The organism is Neobacillus sp. FW104-15D2 (genome assembly GCF_058790155.1).
Genome location: NZ_JBYTCJ010000005.1, coordinates 57,644 through 81,574, shown reverse-complemented (window position 1 = coordinate 81,574; position 23,931 = coordinate 57,644). Strand labels below are relative to the sequence as shown.

General features: G+C 37.9%; 29 protein-coding genes. 9 read left to right on the top strand and 20 right to left on the bottom strand.

Annotated features, from left to right (window positions below; all coding sequences use genetic code 11):
• Positions 1-388: 388 nt before the first annotated feature.
• From AC3WR0_RS06070 to AC3WR0_RS06055, 4 genes are all read right to left on the bottom strand, one after another.
• Entirely contained in the window at positions 389-961 is a 573-nt protein-coding gene (locus AC3WR0_RS06070; RefSeq protein WP_492551462.1) for a 5' nucleotidase, NT5C type, read from the bottom strand.
• A gap of 1 nt (position 962) precedes the next feature.
• Positions 963-2,066 carry a bifunctional diaminohydroxyphosphoribosylaminopyrimidine deaminase/5-amino-6-(5-phosphoribosylamino)uracil reductase RibD gene (ribD, locus tag AC3WR0_RS06065; RefSeq protein ID WP_492551461.1) on the bottom strand — a complete coding sequence of 368 codons (1,104 nt, stop codon included), beginning with the start codon at positions 2,064-2,066 and terminating at the stop codon, positions 963-965.
• The gene (locus AC3WR0_RS06060; RefSeq protein ID WP_492551460.1) at positions 2,059-2,814 is read right to left on the bottom strand and encodes a GTP cyclohydrolase II; all 756 of its coding nucleotides are present in this window, start codon (positions 2,812-2,814) and stop codon (positions 2,059-2,061) included. Before AC3WR0_RS06060 ends, ribD begins: the two co-directional genes overlap by 8 nt.
• A 151-nt stretch (positions 2,815-2,965) precedes the next feature.
• The gene (locus AC3WR0_RS06055; protein ID WP_492551459.1) at positions 2,966-3,745 is read right to left on the bottom strand and encodes a dioxygenase family protein; all 780 of its coding nucleotides are present in this window, start codon (positions 3,743-3,745) and stop codon (positions 2,966-2,968) included.
• 202 nt (positions 3,746-3,947) lie between these two features.
• Here AC3WR0_RS06055 and AC3WR0_RS06050 point away from each other — a divergent pair, with 202 nt between their 5' ends.
• Entirely contained in the window at positions 3,948-4,481 is a 534-nt protein-coding gene (locus AC3WR0_RS06050) for an XRE family transcriptional regulator (RefSeq protein WP_027319664.1), read from the top strand.
• 30 nt (positions 4,482-4,511) lie between these two features.
• Here the strand turns inward: AC3WR0_RS06050 and AC3WR0_RS06045 are convergent, their stop codons facing one another.
• The 6 genes from AC3WR0_RS06045 to AC3WR0_RS06020 all read right to left on the bottom strand — a co-directional run bounded on the left by AC3WR0_RS06045 (position 4,512) and on the right by AC3WR0_RS06020 (position 10,559).
• Positions 4,512-5,285 (bottom strand): NAD-dependent protein deacylase, encoded by a 774-nt coding sequence (locus AC3WR0_RS06045; protein WP_492551458.1) that lies wholly within the window; start codon positions 5,283-5,285, stop codon positions 4,512-4,514.
• Between the two features lie 183 nt (positions 5,286-5,468).
• Complete coding sequence (locus tag AC3WR0_RS06040) at positions 5,469-7,013, bottom strand: NAD(P)H-hydrate dehydratase (RefSeq protein WP_492551457.1); 1,545 nt, start codon at positions 7,011-7,013, stop codon at positions 5,469-5,471.
• Between the two features lie 157 nt (positions 7,014-7,170).
• The gene (locus AC3WR0_RS06035; RefSeq protein WP_492551456.1) at positions 7,171-7,743 is read right to left on the bottom strand and encodes a hypothetical protein; all 573 of its coding nucleotides are present in this window, start codon (positions 7,741-7,743) and stop codon (positions 7,171-7,173) included.
• Positions 7,744-7,860: 117 nt separating this feature from the next.
• Positions 7,861-8,751: an SRPBCC family protein gene (locus AC3WR0_RS06030; RefSeq protein WP_492551455.1), complete on the bottom strand. Its 891-nt coding sequence runs from the start codon at positions 8,749-8,751 to the stop codon at positions 7,861-7,863.
• 136 nt (positions 8,752-8,887) lie between these two features.
• Complete coding sequence (locus AC3WR0_RS06025; protein ID WP_492551454.1) at positions 8,888-9,706, bottom strand: STAS domain-containing protein; 819 nt, start codon at positions 9,704-9,706, stop codon at positions 8,888-8,890.
• 337 nt (positions 9,707-10,043) lie between these two features.
• Positions 10,044-10,559, bottom strand: coding sequence for a CBO0543 family protein (locus AC3WR0_RS06020; RefSeq protein ID WP_492551453.1), 516 nt, complete (start codon positions 10,557-10,559; stop codon positions 10,044-10,046).
• Positions 10,560-10,794: 235 nt separating this feature from the next.
• Here AC3WR0_RS06020 and AC3WR0_RS06015 point away from each other — a divergent pair, with 235 nt between their 5' ends.
• Together AC3WR0_RS06015 and AC3WR0_RS06010 are read left to right on the top strand one after the other, a co-directional pair.
• A complete protein-coding gene (locus AC3WR0_RS06015; protein ID WP_492551452.1) occupies positions 10,795-11,307 on the top strand; it encodes a hypothetical protein in 513 nt (170 codons plus the stop codon).
• Complete coding sequence (locus AC3WR0_RS06010; protein WP_492551451.1) at positions 11,282-11,662, top strand: hypothetical protein; 381 nt, start codon at positions 11,282-11,284, stop codon at positions 11,660-11,662. Before AC3WR0_RS06015 ends, AC3WR0_RS06010 begins: the two co-directional genes overlap by 26 nt.
• A 160-nt stretch (positions 11,663-11,822) precedes the next feature.
• On the opposite strand, the gene AC3WR0_RS06005 is transcribed toward AC3WR0_RS06010, so the two are convergent.
• From AC3WR0_RS06005 to AC3WR0_RS05990, 4 genes are all read right to left on the bottom strand, one after another.
• Entirely contained in the window at positions 11,823-12,803 is a 981-nt protein-coding gene (locus tag AC3WR0_RS06005) for an aldo/keto reductase (RefSeq protein WP_492551450.1), read from the bottom strand.
• A 180-nt stretch (positions 12,804-12,983) separates the two neighbouring features.
• Entirely contained in the window at positions 12,984-13,922 is a 939-nt protein-coding gene (locus AC3WR0_RS06000) for a ring-cleaving dioxygenase (RefSeq protein ID WP_492551449.1), read from the bottom strand.
• A 104-nt stretch (positions 13,923-14,026) separates the two neighbouring features.
• Positions 14,027-14,425, bottom strand: a complete 399-nt coding sequence (locus AC3WR0_RS05995) for a DoxX family protein (RefSeq protein WP_492551448.1) — start codon at positions 14,423-14,425, stop codon at positions 14,027-14,029.
• 605 nt (positions 14,426-15,030) lie between these two features.
• On the bottom strand, positions 15,031-15,948 hold the full coding sequence (locus AC3WR0_RS05990; protein WP_492551447.1) for an SDR family oxidoreductase: 918 nt from the start codon (positions 15,946-15,948) through the stop codon (positions 15,031-15,033).
• Between the two features lie 181 nt (positions 15,949-16,129).
• Here AC3WR0_RS05990 and AC3WR0_RS05985 point away from each other — a divergent pair, with 181 nt between their 5' ends.
• Both AC3WR0_RS05985 and AC3WR0_RS05980 read left to right on the top strand, forming a co-directional pair.
• The gene (locus tag AC3WR0_RS05985; protein ID WP_492551446.1) at positions 16,130-16,303 is read left to right on the top strand and encodes a hypothetical protein; all 174 of its coding nucleotides are present in this window, start codon (positions 16,130-16,132) and stop codon (positions 16,301-16,303) included.
• 537 nt (positions 16,304-16,840) lie between these two features.
• Positions 16,841-17,311, top strand: a complete 471-nt coding sequence (locus tag AC3WR0_RS05980) for a ferritin-like domain-containing protein (protein WP_492551445.1) — start codon at positions 16,841-16,843, stop codon at positions 17,309-17,311.
• 52 nt (positions 17,312-17,363) lie between these two features.
• Here the strand turns inward: AC3WR0_RS05980 and AC3WR0_RS05975 are convergent, their stop codons facing one another.
• Both AC3WR0_RS05975 and AC3WR0_RS05970 read right to left on the bottom strand, forming a co-directional pair.
• On the bottom strand, positions 17,364-18,011 hold the full coding sequence (locus AC3WR0_RS05975) for a nucleoside deaminase (protein ID WP_492551444.1): 648 nt from the start codon (positions 18,009-18,011) through the stop codon (positions 17,364-17,366).
• Between the two features lie 342 nt (positions 18,012-18,353).
• Positions 18,354-18,506: a DUF1540 domain-containing protein gene (locus AC3WR0_RS05970; protein ID WP_492551443.1), complete on the bottom strand. Its 153-nt coding sequence runs from the start codon at positions 18,504-18,506 to the stop codon at positions 18,354-18,356.
• 281 nt (positions 18,507-18,787) lie between these two features.
• Here AC3WR0_RS05970 and AC3WR0_RS05965 point away from each other — a divergent pair, with 281 nt between their 5' ends.
• The 4 genes from AC3WR0_RS05965 to AC3WR0_RS05950 all read left to right on the top strand — a co-directional run bounded on the left by AC3WR0_RS05965 (position 18,788) and on the right by AC3WR0_RS05950 (position 20,476).
• Positions 18,788-19,153 carry a CidA/LrgA family protein gene (locus AC3WR0_RS05965; RefSeq protein WP_492551442.1) on the top strand — a complete coding sequence of 122 codons (366 nt, stop codon included), beginning with the start codon at positions 18,788-18,790 and terminating at the stop codon, positions 19,151-19,153.
• A complete protein-coding gene (locus tag AC3WR0_RS05960) occupies positions 19,150-19,845 on the top strand; it encodes an LrgB family protein (protein WP_492551441.1) in 696 nt (231 codons plus the stop codon). The genes AC3WR0_RS05965 and AC3WR0_RS05960 overlap by 4 nt, the downstream gene beginning before the upstream one ends.
• A 23-nt stretch (positions 19,846-19,868) precedes the next feature.
• Positions 19,869-20,033: a hypothetical protein gene (locus AC3WR0_RS05955; protein WP_492551440.1), complete on the top strand. Its 165-nt coding sequence runs from the start codon at positions 19,869-19,871 to the stop codon at positions 20,031-20,033.
• Between the two features lie 137 nt (positions 20,034-20,170).
• Positions 20,171-20,476 (top strand): BC1872 family protein, encoded by a 306-nt coding sequence (locus AC3WR0_RS05950; protein WP_492551439.1) that lies wholly within the window; start codon positions 20,171-20,173, stop codon positions 20,474-20,476.
• Between the two features lie 158 nt (positions 20,477-20,634).
• On the opposite strand, the gene AC3WR0_RS05945 is transcribed toward AC3WR0_RS05950, so the two are convergent.
• From AC3WR0_RS05945 to AC3WR0_RS05930, 4 genes are all read right to left on the bottom strand, one after another.
• Positions 20,635-21,429 carry an STAS domain-containing protein gene (locus tag AC3WR0_RS05945; protein ID WP_492551438.1) on the bottom strand — a complete coding sequence of 265 codons (795 nt, stop codon included), beginning with the start codon at positions 21,427-21,429 and terminating at the stop codon, positions 20,635-20,637.
• Positions 21,430-21,547: 118 nt separating this feature from the next.
• Positions 21,548-22,285 (bottom strand): amino acid ABC transporter ATP-binding protein, encoded by a 738-nt coding sequence (locus AC3WR0_RS05940; RefSeq protein WP_492551437.1) that lies wholly within the window; start codon positions 22,283-22,285, stop codon positions 21,548-21,550.
• Positions 22,282-22,926 (bottom strand): amino acid ABC transporter permease, encoded by a 645-nt coding sequence (locus tag AC3WR0_RS05935; protein WP_492551436.1) that lies wholly within the window; start codon positions 22,924-22,926, stop codon positions 22,282-22,284. Before AC3WR0_RS05935 ends, AC3WR0_RS05940 begins: the two co-directional genes overlap by 4 nt.
• Positions 22,927-22,977: 51 nt before the next feature.
• Complete coding sequence (locus tag AC3WR0_RS05930; RefSeq protein WP_492551435.1) at positions 22,978-23,748, bottom strand: transporter substrate-binding domain-containing protein; 771 nt, start codon at positions 23,746-23,748, stop codon at positions 22,978-22,980.
• Between the last annotated feature and the right edge of the window lie 183 nt (positions 23,749-23,931).

The window sequence follows — 23,931 nt, the reverse complement described above, 5'->3', positions numbered from 1 at the left end:
GCTGCAAAAATATTTGTTAAAGGTTCCAGCGAAGCAATTGGGCAATCAGAGCTTCCTGTATACGGATTCCTAACTTGTCGATTGTAGTCCATGCATTGGCACTTTTTAGTGATCAAGTAAGGCCTTTTCCCTCCAGTACATCTTTTCGCTCTCAGAAACTTTGCAGCAATTCTTTCCGAAATCATATATGGCATAATTAATATCATTTATTAATTCATCAGGAATTTCACATTGGAGTTTGGTTTGAATATGGTAAATTAATTTGTTTGAGTAAGGCAAATGGCTTAACAAAGGAGTTCCCCTTTCTTCATTAAGAGTTCTTTCCTTAGAATTGCCAAAAAAAATCATTCTTAAAATGATATAAAAAAACAATCATTAAAAACAAGCGTTATTTTGGCCTGTTTTCAATGATTGTAATCAGTTCCTTCCAATCAGTAATTCGCGGTAAATTCTTATGGCGATTATAAGATTGATCCATTAAAAAAACCTGGGTTGATTCGTTCAGGATGGTTTCAAGAATTTCTGGTTTATCATCAAAATAATAATCTAGTTTTAGTGTTTGTATGATTGCAGCCTTTTCGTGATCTTCCATTCCATAGAAAAACCGTTCATCCTGAACTGGGAAACCATTCCTTTTCATCCATTCCCTTGTCCGTTCACCATGATCTTTTGGCCTGGCGGTAATATAGTATACTTCATGGTCTCGTTTTACTAGTTCCTGAAGTGTTTCAACTGCCAAGGGGAAGGGAGGACAATTGGTATAATAAATTTCATTTAAAGAATGATTCCACATTTCTTTTCCTTGTTCGTCTGTTAAGCCAAAGGGTTCATGGATAAATACCTTCTTTAACTGCTGAAAAGCCTCAATAGGAACATTGTCATTCAGTTTTTTGTTGTATAGGTGAAACGCATGCTCCCTCAGGTTAATTAACGTGTCATCAATATCAAAACCGAATTTCATTTTAAAGCTCCTTTTTAGGAAAAACAGGGTAACCAGTAAATTTAAAGTCTTTCCCGACTTTAACAAAATCGGTTTCAGTCAGCTCTACAGCATCCCGCATTTTTTCAATTCCCATTCCTTCAAGAAAAGTGGGTGCGAGTTTTCCCCCAATTAATTTAGGCGCAAAATAGAGGATAATCTTATCAATAACCTTGCTTTCAAGAAAAGAGGCATTGACGGTACCTCCCCCCTCAATTAACAGCGAGGAAACCAAATTTTCACCCAGAATTTGTACGACCTCATTCGGGTCGATAATTCCTGATCCGGATGTAGGTATTACTTTGGTTCCAAGAGAAGTTAAAGTTTTTGCTTTTTCTTTGTCATACTCACTGCCAGTAAAGATCCAGGTGTCGGCTTCTTTATCTGTAATAACCTTGGAGTCCAAAGGAATTTTTAAGGTTGTGTCTAATACAATCCGTAAAGGATTGCGTCCATTGGGAATACGAGTAGTCAAAGATGGGTTATCTGCTATAACAGTATTAACACCAACGAGAATGGCCATATTCTCATTTCTTAACTGGTGGACATCCAAACGGGCTGCTTCAGAAGTTATCCATTTGCTTTCATTCGTATGAGTAGCAATTTTTCCGTCTAGACTTATACCAGATTTAAGTGTGACGAAGGGTTTTTTTTCAACAATAAACTTATTGAATACCTCGTTCATTTTCCTAGACTCTTCTTCACGCACACCAACAATGACTTCAATCCCTGCTTCTTCAAGGATTTTAACGCCATTCCCCGAAACGACGGGATTAGGATCGAGTGTGGCAATCACCACTGTTTTTAATCCTGCTTCGGCAATAGCAACAGCACAAGGCCCTGTTCTTCCATAATGGGAACATGGCTCAAGGGTTACATAAATAGTTCCTCCTCTTGCTTTGTCACCCGCCATACGCAGCGCATGGATCTCGGCATGAGGCTCGCCGGCCTTTAAATGGGCCCCAATGCCAACTACCCGGTTATCATTTACAATAACAGAGCCGACCAGCGGATTAGGGTCCGTCTGGCCTTTCATCGCTTTGGCGTTTTGCAATGCTAAATCCATATAAAACTCATGGTTAGTCATTTGGACAAGTTCCTTCATTTTTTAAATGGCCGGATTTGTTTATCTTTGTCTGAAGATACTTTTCGTTAAACTCCGATATATCACCCCATAGCGGAACCCTTCCACTAACTGGCAAACCTGCATTTTGCAAAGCATTAAGCTTTTTCGGATTGTTCGTAATCAATGTTACCGGTTTACTGCGTAATGCTTTTAAGACTTCAATGGCATCACTGTAATTTCTGGAATCATCAACAAAGCCTAGGCTTTCATTAGCTTCTACAGTGTCATATCCATTCTCCTGAAGAATATAAGCCATTGCTTTGCTGAATAATCCAATTCCGCGGCCTTCATGGTTAGCTAAGTATAATAAAGCACCATTTCCGTGTTCGACAATCATTTTCATGGACTGTTTTAATTGATATCCACAATCACAGCGTTTGCTTCCAAAAATATCACCTGTGTGGCAAATGGAATGCATGCGGATAATTGCGTCATCCGCATTTTCAAAATCACCGTAAACAAGAACACTGGATTGCTGGAATTCTGCCAGATTGGAAGAGGATAATCTATCAATTACTTGATCGAAATCTTCTGTAACTTCATCACAATTCAGCCAGCAATACCATTGAAATACAACCGTCTCATCATATAAATTAACTGGAAGGCGGATAGGACCAACTATATAGATACCTCCCTCTTCCTTTTTAACTAATTTAATTTTATCTTCTAAAACGCTAAGTACCTTTGAGCTTAATTTCGCCTGGCTCATTTTCATTACCCCTTTTTTCAATAATGCTTATATTAATTTATCATCTATTTTTTCATTAAGTTAAATTTGAATGTGCTCAACGAATCCAGTTAATATTTTTAGTATAGCCAATTTGAGACCCCTGGTAAAAAAGAAACTCTTTTCCGGACCATCATCCAAATAGCCAAACACTGTGGCTTAAGCTTCCATAACGGTAGCTCCGGTGAAGCAAAGTGGCTTTTTGAGCATCGTCTGCTGCGCCCATAGCATAGAATAGCGGAATAAAGTGCTCTCTTCCTAATTGAGGAACTGCATATTCTGCAAATGGTGCAAGTCCATCATATTTAAACAAAGATTCAGTATCCCAAGTACTTAAATGGCTTGATAACCAATTATCAAACTCCTCTGCCCAAGGATCTACCTGTCCATTGTCAGCCCAGTTTAGGACTCTTAGATTATGCACCGTTCCTCCGCTTCCAATGACTAAAACATCATTAGCACGAAGCGCTGTTAAAGATTGACCGATCTTATATTGTTCTTCTGGTGTAATGTTCGGATTTACTGACATGCTGACAACAGGAATGTCGGCGTTGGGGTAAAGCATTCTCAGCACAACCCACGCGCCGTGGTCCAGACCGCGGTCATTGTCTACTTCAAAAGGAATTTGATTAGAAATAAATAAATTCTTTATTTCCTCGGTTATGTGATTATTTCCTTTAGCAGGATACTTGATACTATTTAATTGGGGATCAAATCCTCCAAAATCATAAATAGTTGTAAATTCCTCAACATTGCTTATCAGCTGTGTTGGATTTTCCCAGTGTGCGGAGAACAGAACAACTGCTTTTGGACGAGGCAGTGTTTTTCCCAGTTGACTCAAAAATCTTGTATATTCATTGTTTTCAATCGCAAGCATTGGTGAACCATGAGCAATAAATAATGATGGCAGCATTTTCAGCACCCCTTTTTTAGTATTGTTTATATTTTGGCAATAATGAGCTTTAGCTTAGCTTTTATTATAAAGGATCAACACAGATGTTTCCTCATATGAATCTTTGTTTTCTATATAATATCAACTAAGGCAGTGGATAGTCAATTCATTTTTTGTTAATATGTAATTAAGTTTACTATTAGGCAACTCTTGAGGTGATATAATGGATATCGGTTCCAAAATCCGTGCAATAAGAAAACGAAAAAAAATAACCATTGCTCAAATGTGTGATGGAACGGGGTTATCAAAGGGTTTTATAAGCAACGTGGAAAATAATAATACTTCTCCTTCAATTAATACGCTGCAAACCATTGCTCAGTTTTTAAATGTGCCACTTCCCTATCTTCTACTAACAAAGGAACAGCATATGAGTGTAGTTAGAAAAAACGAAAGGGAAGTCACAACAACTGAGTGTACGGACCTTAAGGTTCAGCAGCTCGCTTCCAGAAGCGGTTTAAGTTTAAGCCTTGTTGAAATTCCCCCTGGGGCATCCAACGGTGAAAAAAGTGCGCATGAAGGTGAGGAATGCCATCTGGTATTACATGGAAAAGTACTGGCTGAGCAAGGTGAGGATTCCTTTATTCTAGAAGAAGGCGACACCTTTAGCTGGAGCGCCAGTGTGCCCCATTATGTTAAAAATGTTGGCGATGATATGGCAAAAATTTTAATCGCTGTATATAAAAATAATCTTGAATAATTAAAGGCCCATTTTGATAATAGGCCTTTTCTACCTATTAAAATTTGCATCTATTTGGCTGAGTGTTTCTCCAATTGATTCGTGTATAACGAATGTACCAGAGTCAAAGTCATAAGGCGTATCGCTCTTATTAATAATAATGAGTGGTACGCCTTCCCTTCTGTACTGAGGGAAGGTAGAAAAAGGTGTTACCTTCAGGCTTGTACCAAGAACAAGAATACAATCCGCTTCATGGATAAGCTGCAATATCGTATTAAAGCCCTCTATAGTAAACCACTCCCCTGCATCACCAAAAAGAACGACATCGGGTTTAATATAACGATCCCTCTTATTCTTTGTCTGGCAATGGTCACACACATAAAACTCCTTCATGGCTTTCTGCCTATTTGCCATTTCTTCTGTTGAATATTTTGTTCCGCAATTCAAACAAGTGGCCGTTTTCATCGTTCCGTGAAACTCAATTACCTTTTTGCTTCCCGCTTTTTGATGAAGGGCATCAATGTTTTGAGTAATAATATGCGAAACAAGCCCTTCCCTTTCCCATTTTGCAAGAACCTCATGCCCCCTATTCGGTTCTGCGTTAGGGTGATAGAGATTCTCTACCGCAAACTGATAAAATTCTTTTGGATGCTTTGAAAAGTAGTCGATAGACAGGATATATTCAGGAGCAACCGAGTAAATCCCTGTACGCGAGCGAAAATCCTTAATACCTGATTCCGTACTAATTCCTGCTCCTGTTAAGACAATAATATTCTTTGAATTACTTATCATATCTGTAACCTTTTTAAACATGCTGTTTTCCATGTCAGACACTCCCAACTATTAAATTCTTTTATTTTATTCCTTTTTAATCCCCATACTAGACTTGGTTTATACCGAATTAAAAAACATCACAAAAAACCAAACCTTTAAGAGTAGATGGCACTTCTATGCCATTCAAATATAGACAGATATAAATAAATAAAAGGGCAGATGATTTCTGCCCTCTTAGATAAGCTTTTTCAATTCTTCCCTGACACCATCGATAAGATCAGGCGGATTAACTCCATAATGAGATAAAGTTTTTGCCTTTTCTTCTCCTGTCTTTGCATGCAGGTAGCTGGCCGAAACAAGGGCTTGAATGGGAGAAGCACCTTGAGCCAGAAAAGCACTGACTATGCCCGTAAGTACGTCCCCGCTTCCTCCTTTTCCAAGTGCATCATGACCCAGAGGGTTTATGTATATTTCTCCACCAGGTGATGCAATAATGGCGCGATGTCCTTTTAACAGTAAATATATATTGTTTTCTTTTGCGAAATTCTTGGCGATTTCTATACGGTTTTCTTCCACTTCATTCACCGATAAATTTAATAAAATCGCCATTTCACCAGGATGAGGAGTGAATATAACATTACCCTTGTATTGTCTTACTATATCAAGGCTGTTTCTCAGTAAATATAGTCCATCTGCATCAACAACAACTGGCTGTCCATTAAGAGATGAGAACAAAGATCTAATCCACGCTTCGCCGCCAGTAAATCTGCTTATACCTGGTCCTACAGCGATTGTTTTCATTTTATTAAGTGATGGCTTGATTTGATCTATTGCATTTAGAGCAAAGTGGCCTTCCTCTTCGTACAGGGGTAAAAATAATGATTCAGGACTTTGGGTGGCTGCTAATGGATAAATACTTTCAGGAACTCCAAGTGTGACAAGTCCTGCTCCTGCATTTAAGGCAGCTTTTGCTGTAAAAATCGGTGCGCCCACGAAAGTGCGTGAGCCCCCCAAAACAAGGACATGTCCAAAGGTTCCTTTATGTCCATGCGCTGGCCGGACGGGTAGAAATTCTTTTGCGAGCGCTTCAGTCATTAATTTCGGTAATTTTAGTTTTAAATCTGTTATTATCGAAGGCGGCACCGAAATATCGACAGCCTTCCACTCCCCTATATAGCTTGGACCATCTTGTAAAAAGAAGCCATTTTTCGGGAATACAAAGGTAATCGTTTTATCTGCTTTAATGGCAGCACCTTCTACTTTTCCTGTATCACTGCTGACACCAGAGGGAATATCGACGGAAATCACCAGTTTATCTATAGCTATTTCGTTTACCACAGAAATTACCTTGCTGACAGGCTCGCGAACTGGCCCGCTAACTCCAGTTCCGAGGATGGCATCTACAATAATGTCTGCCTTCTCTATTTCAACGCGGAATTCTTCTATCTCTGAAAAATATAAAATTGGCAGACCCCTATGCAAGTAGGCATCATAATGGATTTTGGCATCTCCATTAATCCTCTTTGGATCAGTGACTAAATAAAGAAGGGGATCGTACCCTAAATCAAAAAGCCTGCGGGCAATGACAAAACCATCTCCCCCATTATTTCCGCTTCCGGCAAGTACAACAATTTTGGAATTTATCCCCTTGGCAGCAGATTTGACCTCTTCAGCTACTTTTGCACCGGCATTTTCCATTAATACGATGCCTGGCAATCCTAATTTTTCAATTGTATACTGATCCATTTGCTGCATGTCCTTCTGCCCTGCGACAAACATATCCATCCCTCCGATAAGGAGTTTTTTCTAATATTACCTCTTTAGATCTTTTTCTGCTAATTTAAATTTCTATCTTCATTAATCCGTCATAGCCAGACAGAAAAATTCCAAGCCTGTAAATTTACAATAAAAAACTCCCTGTTAATCAGGGAGCCCATTAACGTTGAAAGGTTTTTCGATAATCATTAAGTTCCATTTCTATGGAAGTAATTATTGCAAGGTATCTCTTACATAATTCTTCATTGTCAAAATCATCGCCTTCTCCTAATACTTGCCACTTCAAAAAAGTGTTATCAATTTCTTGGACGGCTTTGGCAATATCTTCTTCAAGTAAGTGAAAATTCTTATAGAGTAAAGGTCTAATTAGATGGTTATATGGCTCCGAATGAAATATGCTTTCTCCTGTTTGAGGATTCCACTCTATGACTTGTACATCGTTATTTACTTTAAGGATTTCATTGTAAGCTTCCAATTTTTTAGCAATTTCTTCCCTTTTGAATTGAACCTTTAATATTTCTAATTGTCTTTGATGCTGTTTTTCTTGAATATCTAATTGTTGTTTATACTGTGTTTCCTGGACTTCCAATAGTTTTTTATGCTGTGTTTTTTGCATTTCAATTTCGAATTCTTTTTGTCTATTAAATTGGGAGGATTGAAGAAAATAAGATACAACTCCGGTAGAAACTGTACCAACAGCAACACTTATTAGCGCGATAAATGCATCATTCATACCACCACTCCTTTAGCATTAATGAATATTAAATAATGAAAGGAAAAATGAATGTAATGATAAAATAAAAGCATAATAAAAATTTACAAAAAGATTCATTTGAATGCTGAACAAGAATTATTTGGTACTGCCTAAATAGGTTTCATCCAACTGTTTTAATACTAAAGGCCATGCTTCTTTATGCTGGTCCCGTGATACCTCATCCATAAAACCTGCGTGGGTTAGCCTTAAGTTTGTCCTATTGCCAATTGGTTTGAGTTCAACTGTTACCACTGTCTCTGCTCCCCTGGTTCCCTCAGCACCAGTAACCCAAGTTAATTCTACCAATCGATTCGGCTCCAGCTTTAAGAATCTTCCATAATGCGGATGACGCTGCATCTCATTTTGATTCTCGAATTTAAATTGGGTTTCAAAGAAGAATGCTGTATTAACTTCTCCCTTCATTAATACTGTACCGGGAGCTGCGAACCATAGATTAAACTGCTCCGTCCAGGCTTTATATAGAATTTCAGGCGCTGCTTCCATTCCACACTCAACAGTCAAATCAAAGGGTCTTTTGGAAAGATCAGGCATAGTAACAGCCTTAATCCCTTTACGTAAATTAATGCCAAACTCAAGATAAGCCTTCATGCAATTAAGCATGTCAACCCATCCTTTGGTTTGCTGGCTAAAGCATTTAAGTCCCTCCTCTGTCCATTCCCAGCCCTCTTCAAAAATCTTAACAGAAGTTTTTCCCACATCTAATAGTTCAAGTTTAATATCTACTTTTGTCTCTTCTCCGCTAGCTGTCCATAAAAAAGAAATGAAGTTTTTCTCAATAGTTGTAACCTTAATGGATAATTCTGCACCTACATCATCCCAGCTCCAAATGACGGTTTTTCCTTCTTTGAGTCTGTCGCTGCCGCTGGATATAAAGTAATTAGACATCTTTTCCGGGGATAAAATCGCTTCAAGAACTTCATTTACAGGTTTTAAAATGATTGCTTCTACTTCCACTTTTAGTTTCATTTTATACTCTCCATAAAAAATAATGACCCTCAAGAAATGAAGGTAAATTACGTTACTTTCTTTTTATTCAATAAATCTAACAGAAATCCTCTTCTAAAAAGAAATAAGGCTGCCCCATTTTACTTGGACAACCTTATTACTTACCAATATGCTCCAGTGCACGTTCAACATTTGAAAAGGATTCTACACCCGCAAAGTTTATTCCAATACCTACAGTATTGGATGCTAAATCAGGTCTTATTCCGGTAAAGATGACTCGAATTCCTAATAACCGAAGAACCCGGTAAAGATTGAATATATGATTTGCCCCCTCGGAATCGATATTGACAATACCTGAAAAATCGATAATAAGGGATTCTATCTTATGTCTACTAATCTTGGGTACTGTATGATTAAATAGATGCTGAGCTCTGTCATAATCAATAGTACCTATCAGTGGCAAAATAGCAGTTCCATCTTGGATTGGAACTATTGGAGATGATAATTCCATGATCTCCTTACGCTTCTTTTTATCCTCCATCTCTGTTAGTGCCTCGTTATCCATAATCGCTTTAGTTAAACCAATATCCAGCATGTAATTTAATCGATTTTGAATCATTGCCGCTTCTTCAATTGGAAGATGATGATCACTGCTGATAGATGTAAGGCGTTTATTAAGAAATAAACGTACTTCAGCATATGGCGCAACAATGTCAGAAACTTTAGAAGAGGTTGTTGACTTTGGTTCATGTATTTTATACCATTCGTTAAACCTTTGAGACACTTCTTGATCATTCTCGCAGTTGATTACTTCTCCTAAAAATTGAATAAATTCAGTTTGGAAATCAATTAGGTTTGTTTTTATGAATTCAGGTACTTCATACGGAAGCTTGCTGATATTGAATTCGACAACATCAGTGGCGATTAATTTTGCATTTTCTATAATATTTGTTGAAACCTTTGAAACAGAGTTCATTATGCCCACTATCCTTATCTGTCTTTATAGTTAAATACTATCAAACTTTCCAATGTTAAAACTAACATTAATCGAGTTTACTCAAATAGTTTCAACTGGAAATCCTTGAGTTTGAACCGAGAGAGTTAAGAAAAGGAGTAAATCAACTTTTTCTAGCAACTGGCGAACTGGCGGATTGGTGGATTGTTTTCTGATCCGGTTGAAATCTCTCTGTCGATTAAATTAAAAATGGTATTAAAACCTTACTAAATAAAGTTATTTGGGACAGTACTCAGATTATTTCTTGAAACATAACAATTTCCAAGCATGCCCAGTGGCTTTAAAGATTATATTCCGGTTAATACTGTGATAATGGTATATGGAAATAATAAATGTAAAATGCTGCAAATAAAAAAGACACGATCCAGGCAGGAATTGGTTTAACGAAATGAAAACGAAGCATAGGAAAAATACTTATATTAAAAGCAACCGACCACCAGATATTCCAGCCATGATGATAAGTGATTCTGCCTGCTAAATAAGCGCCTGTTTCAATACCTAAGGCAATAACAATCCACAATAAAAAATGAAATAATTTTTTATTAAAAGTTTTAGGATAGTTTGCTAAGAAAAGCATGACCATAAAGGGGAAAATTAAAAAGGTAATAAATAAGAAAGAGAAGGTTTCATTTAATAGAAAAAAATCATTCTCTACTCTCCAGAGAAAATATCTCCCATTCACAAAAAAACGGTACAATAATTGGTTGATGATCATGTATAAGATGGTTGGATAGTACTTTCTCCAGTTTTTTAAATCTCCCCAACGCCAGCATGCAGCAATAAAAATGAGACTCAAAATGATTCGCAAGGTCAACACCTATTTTCCTGATGAAATTATTCAATTTTCGGTGTCCTGTAATGATTTCATATACCTTTCTTCTCCTCAAAAACCTTTTCCATAGTTTCCCGATTTAAAGACGAATTATTCTAGCATTCCTTCTCCATATTAAATGCTCGGAAAACCACGGAATAAACACCTATTTTTGGACAAAGATAAATTATGGGAAGACTTACCCGAATTGCAGGGGAATACCAAAGGAGCAAGTTGCATGGTCTTATTGTTTTATTTCTTGGTGAACATAATAGCAATTTTTCTTTTTATGCGGGTAAAGAAAAATCTGCACATACTCGAAATCATGGTATATTGGATGGTTGCTACCTACCTCTTTCAAAACTTTTCTGCGATTTGTTATATGAATTATAAAACCATATTTATCCCTAATAAACTTAGCTATGAGTTTTCCCATTTTTTAAATCGCTTGTTCTTATATCCTGTACTGATGGTTGCTTTTCTTAACCTTTTTAACCTTTTTAACCTTTTTATCATTTTAAAATCTAAATTAAAAAAGCTTTTATTAACCTTTGTTTCAATATTGCTTTTAACAGGACTGGAATGGTTTGCAGATTTTCTTGGGGTAATTAACCATGTCCATTGGCGGCTTTGGTGGTCTTTTTCCTTTTGGCTGGCAGGACTGTTAATATTACTGGTTGCTATGGGGTTCTTTCGAAAATCCTTTATAGAAGAGGGTCGCATTTATGAATTATCATTTTGGCTGGAATGACTGGTTTTTCATCATCACATCTTGTGGGATGTTCCTTTTATTTTTACCGATTCGAAATTACTTTCCGCGTGTTATGGTAATTGTTATTTGGATCTTTAATATTGCTTTTGTATCCACTATTGATTATTTTCTTCTTGCCACACCCTATCGTCTTTATATTTTCGGCGATAATGCTACCTATGAGTGGCCGGGGGCACTTTTTCATTTATTGATGTATCCTGCTGCCTCCATTATCTTTTCGATTACCGTTAAAAATCATGCACTGACCTATTTGAAATGGAAATGGTACTATTCCATTCCCACGTATCCACTTGCTGCAGGGATGTTAATTCTTCTCTTTCATTTTACAAAATAGAAGCTTTTGGAGCTTTCAGTTACGGAGCTGCAATAAAAAAACTCAACGATTGCCGAGCTTTTAGGTTACTGAAGAGCCGTATTTGCACTTAACTGAATTTATGGATATAAATTCTTGGTCAGAAAAAAAGAGATGCAATTTTTTGCATCTCTTTTAAATATTAACTGAATCCCAATACAGGATGCGGTACATACGGTTCTTCCAGATAGGAAACTTCTTCATGAGTCAATTTCACATTAAGGGCATCAACTGCGTCCTCTAAATGCTTCATTTTGGTTGCACCAATGATGGGAGCTGTCACCGGCTCTTTTTGGAGAACCCATGCCAACGCAACTTGTGCTCTAGGAAGCCCGCGTTTTTCAGCCAGCTCTGCAACACGTTCAACAACTTGTTGATCTGCTTCAACAGTAGCTGCATAAAGTGTTTTTCCAAACTCATCTGTTTCCGAACGAGCTGTTGTCTCGTCCCATTCGCGAGTCAGCTTTCCTCGGGCAAGAGGACTCCAAGGAATCACTCCGATTTTTTCTTCCCTACATAGCGGAAGCATTTCCCTTTCTTCTTCACGATATAGCAGGTTTAAATGGTTTTGCATGGAAACAAACCTGGTCCAGCCATTTTTTTCGGCCACATGCTGTGCCCTTAAGAACTGCCAGGCATACATGGAAGAAGCCCCTATGTATCTTGCCTTTCCTGCCTTCACCACATCATGTAAAGCTTCCATCGTTTCCTCAATTGGAGTATTGTAATCCCAGCGGTGAATCTGGTAGAGATCGACATAATCCGTTCCCAGTCTTTTTAAGCTATTATCAATTTCGCTCATAATCGCTTTCCGTGAAAGTCCGCTCCCATTTGGCCCCTTAAACATACGGCCATGGACTTTTGTAGCAAGGACAATCTCGTCCCGATTGGCATAGTCCTTCAATGCACGCCCTACGATTTCCTCGCTGGTTCCATCTGAATAAACATTGGCGGTATCGAAAAAGTTAATTCCAAAATCAAGTGCTTTTTTTATAATGGGTCGGCTTTGCTCTTCGTCAAGAACCCAGCTGTGATTGCCTCGCTCAGGAACTCCAAAACTCATACATCCCACACATAATCTTGAAACGTCCATACCTGTATTGCCAAGTTTAACAAAGTCCATTTGCTTCCCTGCTTTCGAGTTAGTATATTTAATAACTCCATTATACATAAGTTTCCATTGAAAACCTCATGATATGAATGCGTCCTTTTCCAAAATATAAAACAAAAAGAGCAGGAAAACTCCCGCTCTAATTATTTATTAATAATATTTATTTAAAATGCCTGCTGCTGGGACCAATACTCAGTCTAACTCTTTTACCTCAATTGGAATCAGTGTACGTTCCAACTTTCTTCGGTGCGGCTCAAATTGTACAGGAAGCATTAAGTTTGTGCCCATCGTTTCCTTTGGTTCATCCTGAGTAAATCCAGGAGGGTCAGTCGCAATTTCAAAAAGAATTTCCCCATGTTCTCTGAAATACACGGCATTAAAATAGTTTCTGTCACGTACGGGAGTGACCCCGTATCCATTTTTCTCAATATGACTTTTCCAATCTAATTGATCCTGGTCGTCAATTGCCCGCCATGCAATATGGTGGACAGTGCCTACTCCCATACGTCCTCGTCCGATAGGAGTTAATTTTAAGTCAATAATATTACCGATTTCAGCAGTTGAACGATAACGTGTAAAATCTCCTTCATTCCCAATTAATTCGAGACCCATGACTCTATCTAACAAATCTGCTGTTTTGCCTGGCTGTGCAGATAAAAGAGTAGCTCCGCCAAATCCTTTTATGGCAACCTCGGGTGTGACTTCCCCAAAGCTCCATGCATTAGCGTCTCCTTCTTCTCTTCCAACAATTTCCAAGTGAAGACCGTGCGGATCATCGAATTCCAAATACCGCTCACCAAAACGTTCCATTTTGGAATAAGGAATTTGGAATTTTTCGAGTCTCTTTTCCCAAAAATCCATTGCGCCAATAGGAACAACATAGGAAGTGACTCCTACCTGGCCGTCTCCAATGGAACCCTGCTGAGCACCTGCCCAAGGGAAGAAAGTGATAATCGTACCTGGCTTTCCGCCTTCATTGCCAAAATACAGATGGTACGTACCCGGGTCATCAAAATTGACCGTTTTCTTCACCAAACGAAGACCTAAAAAACCGGCATAAAAATCCACGTTCTCTTGCGGATGTCCAACTATGGCTGTTATATGATGAATACCCATTGTTTTTTTACTCACTTTGATTACTCCTTTTGTTGTTCCTATATCCTAGTTCTTTTTACTTACCTTTTATACTTCCCAACTTTAATAACAGAATTTGAAAATCATTGATTAAAGTATTTTTAGAATAACAGGGCGTCTAAAGCGTATTGTCCAGGTCCTGCTAAAGCAACAGCAATGGCAGTCACTAATAAGATCAGATTGTATTCATATCCATTTCCTGTTGACCAAAATCCATTAGGACCATGCACCTTAATAATGGCGATAACCATTGTGCCCGCAATCATCACACCGGCAAGAGGAGTTAAAAGTCCTAAAGCAAATAAAAGTCCTCCGAAAAATTCTGCAAGCCCAGCAAACAATGCCATCGTAACACCAGGCTTAATACCAATCGATTCCATCCATCCGCCTGTTCCTTTTAATCCATAGCCGCCGAACCATCCAAATAATTTCTGTGAACCATGACCCATAAATGAAATTCCTATAACCAAACGAATTAATAATAAACCGATATTTATCACTTTTTTTCCTCCTAAAAAATATATTTATCTTGAATTCGAGATATTTGTTTAAAAAATAGGCTTGTTAATCTTCCCAGTTGATTTCCGCTGCCGGCGCTATGGACCTGCAAGGCTCACTTTTGGACCGCTTTACACCAAGGACATTCGATAGCAACCTTAAAATCTCCCACACCATTGCATATGTGATAGTTCAAGGAAAGCATCGCACGGAATTTTGCGAAAGTCTCGCACCTTTTGCTTTAATCAAAATAAGGGAAAACTAACAACAATCTTTAACAGCGAATAACAAAAACTTTTTATTTTGAATTAAAATATCTTGAATCTGAGATAATAGTACACCCGGAAAAATTTATTGTCAAGCGCATTTAGGAAAGAATTTTTCATCCAGTCATCTTCTCCTTTGGGACATCTTCTTATCTGCACCGTTTTACATATCCCAATCAAGCTTAAACAATTTACAACCAAAACCAAATAAAACAATTATGGATATTATTACAATTGCATTAAAACTCATTTCCTTCTCATTAAGCTTCTGTCCTTATCGCTGCTGCAGGAATCTCTTTGTAATAAAAAGGCGTCTCTGCCATTTGCAGAAACGCCTGGGTTTAGGATGATGTAACCTGTCCCCCGTTAACGTGTAAAGTTTGACCTGTTACAAAGCGTGAATCGTCAGAGGCTAAATAGACATAGGTTGGTGCAAGTTCAAACGGCTGGCCCTGGCGATCCATTGGATTTCCTGCTAAAGCGGTTTCATCTGCTGAGAAACTGGATGGGATAAGTGGAGTCCAAAACCTGCCGGGAGCTACCGCATTTACACGTATCCCCTTTTTCACTAAATTATTAGCTAATGACCTTGTAAAACCAACAATTGCTGCTTTTGTGGCGGTATAATCAATCAATTGTTCATGCCCATAATATGCAACTACTGAAGCGGTATTTATAATGGAACTTCCCGCTTTTAAGTAGGACAATGCCGCTCTCGTTGTATAAAAATGGGAGTAAATATTCACTTTAAAGGTGTCATCAAACTGTTCATCTGTTATATCAAGCAGGCTATGCTGTTGAAATTGTATTCCAACGTGATTACATAACACATCTAACCGGCCATAGGTTTGTATCGTTTTCTCTACTATATCGATACACTGCTGCTTTTCTCTTAAATCACCTGGAAGCAATAAGCTGCGCTGGCCAATTTCCTCAATTCTTCTTTTTGTGCGATTTGCATCCTCGTGCTCATCTAAATAAGAAATGGCGACATCTGCACCCTCCTTGGCAAATGCAATAGCTGCTGCAGCACCTATCCCACTGTCTCCTCCTGTAATGAGAACGACTTTTCTTTTTAATTTTCCACTTCCTTGATAATTAGGATTTTCAATAATGGGTCTTGGGACCATCAAGCTTTCTACACCTGGCTGACGAAGCTGGCGCTGCTCAGGAACAGTTAAGGCTACATCCTCATATCGAGTTATTTTTCCATAGTTGGGATACATGGGGTATTGATTGTTCCTATTTCCTTCGGGCATAAAAATCCTCCTGATAAAAATTGAAGTCCGAATTACAATATGTTAATTGGGCTATAAAGTGCATGGCAATTAGGGAAATACATACGGGTACCTTCAGCTAAAGGAATGAATAAAGTGAAGAATAAATTGGAATTTTGAGAACCAGCCTTTGAAGGAAAAACTTAATTAAGGAGGAAATGGAATGCAAAACTATCAATATAGTCGAGAAATAAAGTTACTACTAATCAATCAATCTGAGGAAAAAGTAGAAGTACTTTATAATTCAAATCCTGTCTCTTATAAACTGCCTCTTATCGGTCTTAGACCGCCCTATTATATAAATCCAAGATATGAACAATACTCCCCTAAAATTTAAGCTAGTTTTATTTTTAAGTCTCAGTTAAAGCTCATTGTTGATTTAGCATCATATTGATGGAGCGGAAGCTGCGGGTTCATCGGAAATGTAAAGCATTTCCTTCGTGCGGTGTTAATTCAAGGAAACAGAATCAACGTCCTTGGGGAAAAGTGACAAAGGGTACCCGATTGGGAGCAAAAGTTCCGAGGACAAAGAAGAACGGAAACGCCTGGTTCAGTCCCGATAAGTGCTGGCCGGCTAAAAATCACCACTTCCTATGGCGACGTCGGAACTAGCACTCACCTTTGTGTCGAAGGGCCTGCAGATGCAGTCGTTCTTACTTAAACCTTAGGTCTAAAGCGACCTTGAGGCGTTAGACGCTTAACTTTGACAGGGTCCCGAACACCAGCGGAAAGTGAGCGCCTGAAGCGTAAATCAACAGGGGAATTTAACAGATCTACTTTAAAAATTATTGATAAGTTTTGTGAGGACCTGCACACCAGCCTATTTATAAAACATACGATAATTTGATAATGATAAACGCGGGAGGTCCCTATTATGTATTCAGATTATCACTTTTATAATAATAATCCTTACTTTTATGATTCTTATAGAGCGCCGGTTGACACTCAATTAGTGAACGATATTCAAAAAGCAATTAATGGTGAGTATAGTGCCATTGCCTGTTATGAAAGGCTTGCTCAAATGGCAGGGTCACAGAGTGAAAGAAGGCGAATTCGTGAGATTCAAAAGGACGAAAGACGCCATTTTGAGGAGTTTGTCAGAATTTACACCAATTTGACAGGAAGGCAGCCAAGAACGGAAATACAGGAAGGCTGTCCCAATGCCTATAAACCGGGTTTGGAATTTGCTTTTAAAGATGAGCAGGAAACCGTAGATTTTTATCATGAGGTATCTGAAAGAGCTCAGGATCAATTTATTAAGCGAACGTTCCGCCGGGCAGCAGCAGATGAACAAAATCATGCAGTGTGGTTTTTGTATTTTATGCAAAAGCATCCTAGGTATTAAATGCAAAAACAAAAAATTAAAGGAGGCAGATTTGCCTCCTTTAACAAAGTACCTAAACTATTTCAAAGGAGTTTAATTCTTTCAACATGAGATGGTAAACATCTTCAATTTTATATAGATGAGGATTTTTTAATTTTTCTTCTAATACCCATTTCTTTGCCAGATTCATTGCTTCAGGATAATCCTCAGTCATACCCAAATGTACAGGATGGGATTTCTCGTAATCAATAGAAAAATCATAATAAGAATTGAGTAAAATAGATAGATTCTCTAATACTGGAAAAGGGCCTTCTATCTTTATTGGCTTCCGACTAAGGTAAGGAGTTGTTCCTTTCAGATTTGTGCTGCCGCCGTATTTGTCTTTAGCAGCATATTTCAGGTTTCGAATACCACTCATGTAAAAAGCGCCAAAACATAGTGGGCAGGGCTCCAACGAAGAGTATAAGGTATATCCATTCACTTGCTTATGTATACGATTATCAAGCTTTAATAATGCATTTACCTCTGCATGTGCTAGTTCATTATGAAAAATCACCGCACCACCGGTCTCTTTCATAGCGGAACTTTTCCCACTAGAAATGATTTCTCCCTCTTCATTAACCACTATTGCCCCTATTGGACGTGACCCATCCAGGAAGGATTCCCATGCCATGTTCAATGTTTCTTGCCATAAATAAGGTATATCTGACCATTTCATCATTAATCTTCTCCCAATTATACTGATATCTATTTTTTAATATCAATTATACCTATTAGGTGCAGATTAATGTTTAACTTTTTTCTAGATAATGGGAAATAGAGCGAACTTTGGAAGGTTTGTGTTTTATACTTAGAGGAATATATGATGCTTCTCTAACGCTTCTGTTACTCCATTGTGATGAGGGATAGTTTTATTTGGAGTAATGTGTAGAAAAAGCAAAAACAGAATAAAAAGATGTATAGACAGACGCACTACTGCGGGTCGGTTAGTAGTCATATAACATCAAAAAAAAGAAAAAACTGGACAACCGTTGCTGTCCAGTTTGATAAATCTTTTTACTAATTAACGCTTTTCGAAGGTTTTACAAGCTGTCTCCATCACATTTTCAGCTTTATCTCCATTATGTGCAACAACAAGAATGGAGTCAGCTACACATTGATCACCTTCAGCCCAATACTTACAATTTTCAACATCACATTTCACTTCGATTTTCATGGTGTGCCACCTCCTTTAAAAGGTTGTATTAATCAATACCCTTTTTTAGGTGGATTAACCATTTTTATAATGCATTTACTGAAGGAAAGAAAAGTCATTAAAAAATTGTTAATACGATGAACAGTCTCTGCAATCGGAGGCTGTTTTTCTTTGTAAGTATTTCTTACATTGTCTTAATCGTTTCTAAAAAACTATGTCAGATCTTTTGACACATTTAATGAAACCCGTCTTTAAATGCTTTATGCTAACTGACATAGTTAACCAATTGGAGGACAGATATTGTGAAACTTAGTTGGTTTTTTCAGCTCTTGATTATTTTTGGCTTCCTTTTGCTGGGTTACAGCACGGTTGCTGCCTTTCATCTTCCTTTACCGGGGAGCGTTGCCGGCATGCTTCTCCTCTTCCTGTTCCTTTTAACAGGAGTAATTAAATTGGATTGGATTGAAAAAGCAGCTTCTTTTCAGCTAAAACATCTTACCTTGCTCTTTATACCGCCCATTGTCAGTCTCTTCTTATCCGCCCGTTTAGGTGAGATATTAAATTGGAGTATCATTCTTATTTTAATTATAAGCAGTATTTGCAGTCTGTTAGGCACAGCTATTTTTGTAGAATGGTATGAAAAAATAAAAAGGAGAAATCCAAAATGATTACTTATACAGAAAATATTCTTCTCTGCGTGGTGTTCACCCTTTTATGCTATTTGTCGGGTTTATGGCTTTATGTAAAATATCAAAAAAACTGGTTGAATCCTTTATATACATCTTCGATTCTTTTGATTTTATTAATGTTTTCTGGGCATATTCGGGAGGATTCTTATCAAGAAGGCAGCCGTATTTTTAATCAGCTATTGCAGCTGGCTGTTGTTTCACTGGCTGTTCCTTTATTTAAACAATGGGCCTTTTTAAAGACAAACTATAAAAAAATTCTTATGGGGGTCTTCTCCGGTACCCTTATGGGAGTTCTATCTGCAGGAGTTTTGGCCAGCCTTTTTCACTTGAAACATCAATTAATCGCTTCGTTAATACCAAAATCCGTCACCCTTCCTATTGCTTTAACGATTTCAAGGGATCTGGGAGGCATTACATCAACAACCGTTTTCTTTGTTGTTTTATCCGCCCTCATTTCTTTAACAATCGGTCCTCATTTATTTAAAGGTTTAGGAATAAAAAGCAAAGCGGCCAAAGGCTTGGCAATGGGTACATCTGCACAAATGCTAGGAGCGAACCGCTCCCTTCTCTGGGGTGAAGAAGAAGGAGCGATGGGCAGCGCAGCGATGATTACTTCTGCTGTGGTGCTATCTATTTTAGTTCCAGTCCTGCCATTGATTCTGAAATTATAATATTAAGAAGGAGTTAATGAAAAATGGAACATTCCAGAGGGATTATATTAGCGAAGCAAATCATAGAATTAGATTTAAAAAGAGATGAACTATTTGAAGAACTAGCCATGATGCTGGGCTCAAAGGCGAATGATTTGCTCAGGGCTATACAAAATCAAATAGAGCTCAAGGATGATAAAACTGCATAAAAAAAGGTTCTGTCAAATGACAGTCTTCGATTGGAGGCTGTCTTTTTTAAATTCGAAAAATGGACAAAAAGTTTAATCAGTCCTAACCATGACAATGATAAAATATTTAAATCCGGGGAAATAGGAGGTCAAAGCTTATGAACAAAACAGAAATCATCGCACGAAGAATATTTGGCTGGAAATTAAATAGATGGGACCGATGGTATGATTTTGAAAACAATATTTTTATTCCAGTTTCCGAATTTCAGCCAGAGCAAAACATTGACCACGCGATGCTGATTGTTAAAAAATTAGAAGAGCATGGTGTTACCTATAAAACAAATGGAGACAGCGAGGTTTGCTTTAATGAGGTATGTGCTGCAGGCAGTACATTAGCTCAGGCTATCACAAACGCCGCCAGCGATATCGCGGATAATAGCTCCATTGCGGATGAATGGGTTTAAAATAAAATTAAACGAAAAATTTGCAAATGTAGAGAAATGGATTTGTTGTGCAGACAAAGTGCCTTACTTTGTAGAGAAAAATTTCATTAATAATGAAGTTACAATCAAAAAAGCCTATCCATTTGATAGGCTTTAAAATCTTTGTTTTAGCGCTTGCTTTAAATTCCCCATAGTATACTGATGTTTGAAAAATCAATTCCTAAATTAACGACCGCTTGGGCAATTTCCGGCCGAATGCCAATAAATGTTGGTTTTACACCAATTAAATTCAGGGAATGTGCTATTTTAAACAGCTGATCGGCAACCATAGTATCCACTATTGGTACTCCGGATAAATCAATGATTAATTCCGTATTCTTTAGCTCACTGCATTTTTCTAGTGCTGTTTCCATTAAAACCTTAGCCCTGTCAGTATCGATCTCCCCTACCAATGGAAGAACCGCAATATTGTCGGAAACAGAAACAATGGGTGCAGAAATTTCAAGCATGGATTGTCTCACAAAACTCAGGTTTTTTGCGTGCTGCTTCACATAGGAAGTACTAAATACATAAGCTGTCTGGTCCAAAAATGAATCGATTATTTTATTTATTTGTAAAAAGGACTTGAAGTTCAGCTCATCATTATCCTGACTTTCAACAAATTCCCAGATCACCTCACGGTAAACCTTTATCGTTTTCATGAGTTCATCAATTCCTACATTATACTGGGCCGCTCCGGCACCCGTTTGTTGGGCCCAGTCGGTTAATTGTTCCCACACATTCTCAGGCTGATTAGAAATAAGGGCCCTACCAATATACTCGATAAGCTTCCCCCTCCATCTGACAATCTCCTGATCCTCGATACTGGATTCATTTAAAAACTGAGTATATCTCTCATTCAACCTATGGCTTATTTTGGATGATAATTGAAGCTGCTGATCTACGAGTAATGTTCCTAAATGTCCTAATGGCAACTTATATCCTCCTGCAAGTAATTTGGTACCTTATTTATAACTTTATAAATAAAAAAAGGCAAACGCATAATTAAAAAAGCCTTCAACCCTTTTTGGATTGAAGACGTTGGATTTGAAGTTATATGTGGTTTAGTACCTTGCTTAGAAAGGACTTTGTACGGTTATGCTGAGGATTGCCAAACAGCTCATCTGGAGTATTTTCTTCTACGATATAGCCGCCGTCCATAAAAATAACCCGATCTCCTACTTCTTTAGCGAAGCCCATCTCGTGAGTCACAACGACCATGGTCATCCCTTCTTTAGCAAGCTGCTGCATGACCTCCAGAACATCTCCTACCATTTCTGGGTCAAGTGCCGAAGTTGGCTCATCAAAAAGCATAATTTTAGGATTCATTGCAAGTGCTCTTGCGATGGCAACACGCTGCTTTTGGCCACCGGAAAGCTCGCCTGGATAGCTGTTTGCTTTTTCGCGAAGGCCAACTTTATCCAGCAGCTCCAATGCTCTTTTTTCTGTTTCTGCTTTTCCAGCGGAGCGGACTTTCATAGGAGCAAGCGTGATGTTTTCTAAAACTGTTTTGTGAGGGAAAAGATTGAACTGCTGAAAAACCATCCCTACTTCTTGGCGTACTTTGTTGATGTTGACTTTAGGGTCGGTGATGTTATTGCCATTAATAACAACCTCTCCGCCGGAAATATCTTCGAGACGGTTCAAACACCGGAGGAATGTACTTTTTCCTGATCCTGATGGCCCAATAACGCAGATAACCTCTTTTTCCTGGACTTCTGCGTTAATATCCTTTAGGACTTCAACGATTCCAAAAGACTTTTTCAGATTCTTAACAGAAATCATACTCATCGCAGTTCAAACCTCCTCTCAATGAAACTAGCCAGGGCAGAAATAAGGTAGATAATGATAAAGTAAATTAACCCGACTGTCAGCCAGATTTTGAATGCTTCAAAGGTAGCTGACGCCTGAATTTGTCCCTGCTGTGTTAAATCGGCTATTCCGATAATAGATAACAGGGATGTATCTTTTAAAGATATAATTGATTGGTTTGTAATCGTTGGCAGCATTCTTCTAAAAGCCTGTGGCAGGATGACATGGCGCATTGCCTGTGAACCTGTAAGACCAAGAGATCTTGCTGCTTCTGATTGCCCTTTATCGATTGACTGGATTCCAGCGCGAATAATCTCGGCAAAGTAGGCACCAGCATTAATTGCTACTGTAATGATACCAGCGATAGTACTATTGAGTGAAATCCAATGCAGTGAATTGACTCCGAAGTAGATAAAAAACAACTGAACAATAAATGGCGTTCCTCGGATAGCATTAACATAAACAATACCAATCCAGTTGAGGATTTTTAAAGGAGCAAGCCTTAACAGCGCTACCACTAAACCGATTAAAAATCCTAAAATAATCGCAATGATAAATATATATATGGTTACTTCAAGACCCTTTAATAAAAGAGGAATTGCTGAAGCAATAATATCCATTGGTAATACTCCTTTCTAAAAACAAAGCGCGCTTAAAGCGCGCCCGATAGCTTATTTACCTAGGTAAGTCTTTATGATCTTGTCATATGTTCCGTCTTTTTTCAACTCGGCAAGACCTTTGTTGATCTTTTTCAAAACATCCTGGTTTTGGCCCTTTAATACAGCGATACCATATTGGTCGCCATTCAGGCGGTCACCTACAATTTTAAGTCCAAGATCTTTTTGTGCAATCGCATAAGAGATAACTGGGTAGTCTTCGATAAGAGCATCTGCATTGCCGTTTGATACTTCCTGGAACATAGCAGGGCTATCATTAAATTGAACTACTTCGATACCTAATTTAGACGCATTATCTTGTGCATATTTCGCACCTGTTGTACCTTTTTTAACGGCTACCTTTTTACCTTTTAAATCGTTAACCGATTTAATGTCCTTGTTGTCTTTTTTTACAACAACTGTTAATCCTGCATTAAAATAAGGTGATGAGAAATCTACTACTTTTTTACGTTCATCGGTAATACTCATTCCAGCAATAGCTACATCAAGCTGGTTTGCTTGCATAGCTGGGATAATTCCGCCGAAATCCATTGGAGTAAGATTAATTTTAAAGCCTTGGTTTTTTGCAATCGCTTTAATTAGTTCAATGTCAATACCTTTATATTGATCTCCCTCTTTAAATTCAAAAGGAGGATAAGTTGTATCAACACCAACTTTATAAACTTTTCCTGCGCCGTTTGTTTCTTTGGAATCACTATTGGTTCCGCACGCCGCTAGCACAACAGCTAGTAAAAGGCTTAAACTTACTAAAAGAAATTTCTTCATATTAACCATCCCTTCTTCGTATTAAAATATATTCTTATAAAGTTTTACCAATATACTAAAAATTAAAGGAATAACAGGAATATATTTAATACTTACTTTCTTTCTTTTTACTAATTATTATCTTAATAATAAATTTCTATATTAACAATACAATTTTTTGATATAATTAATATCAAATTGATA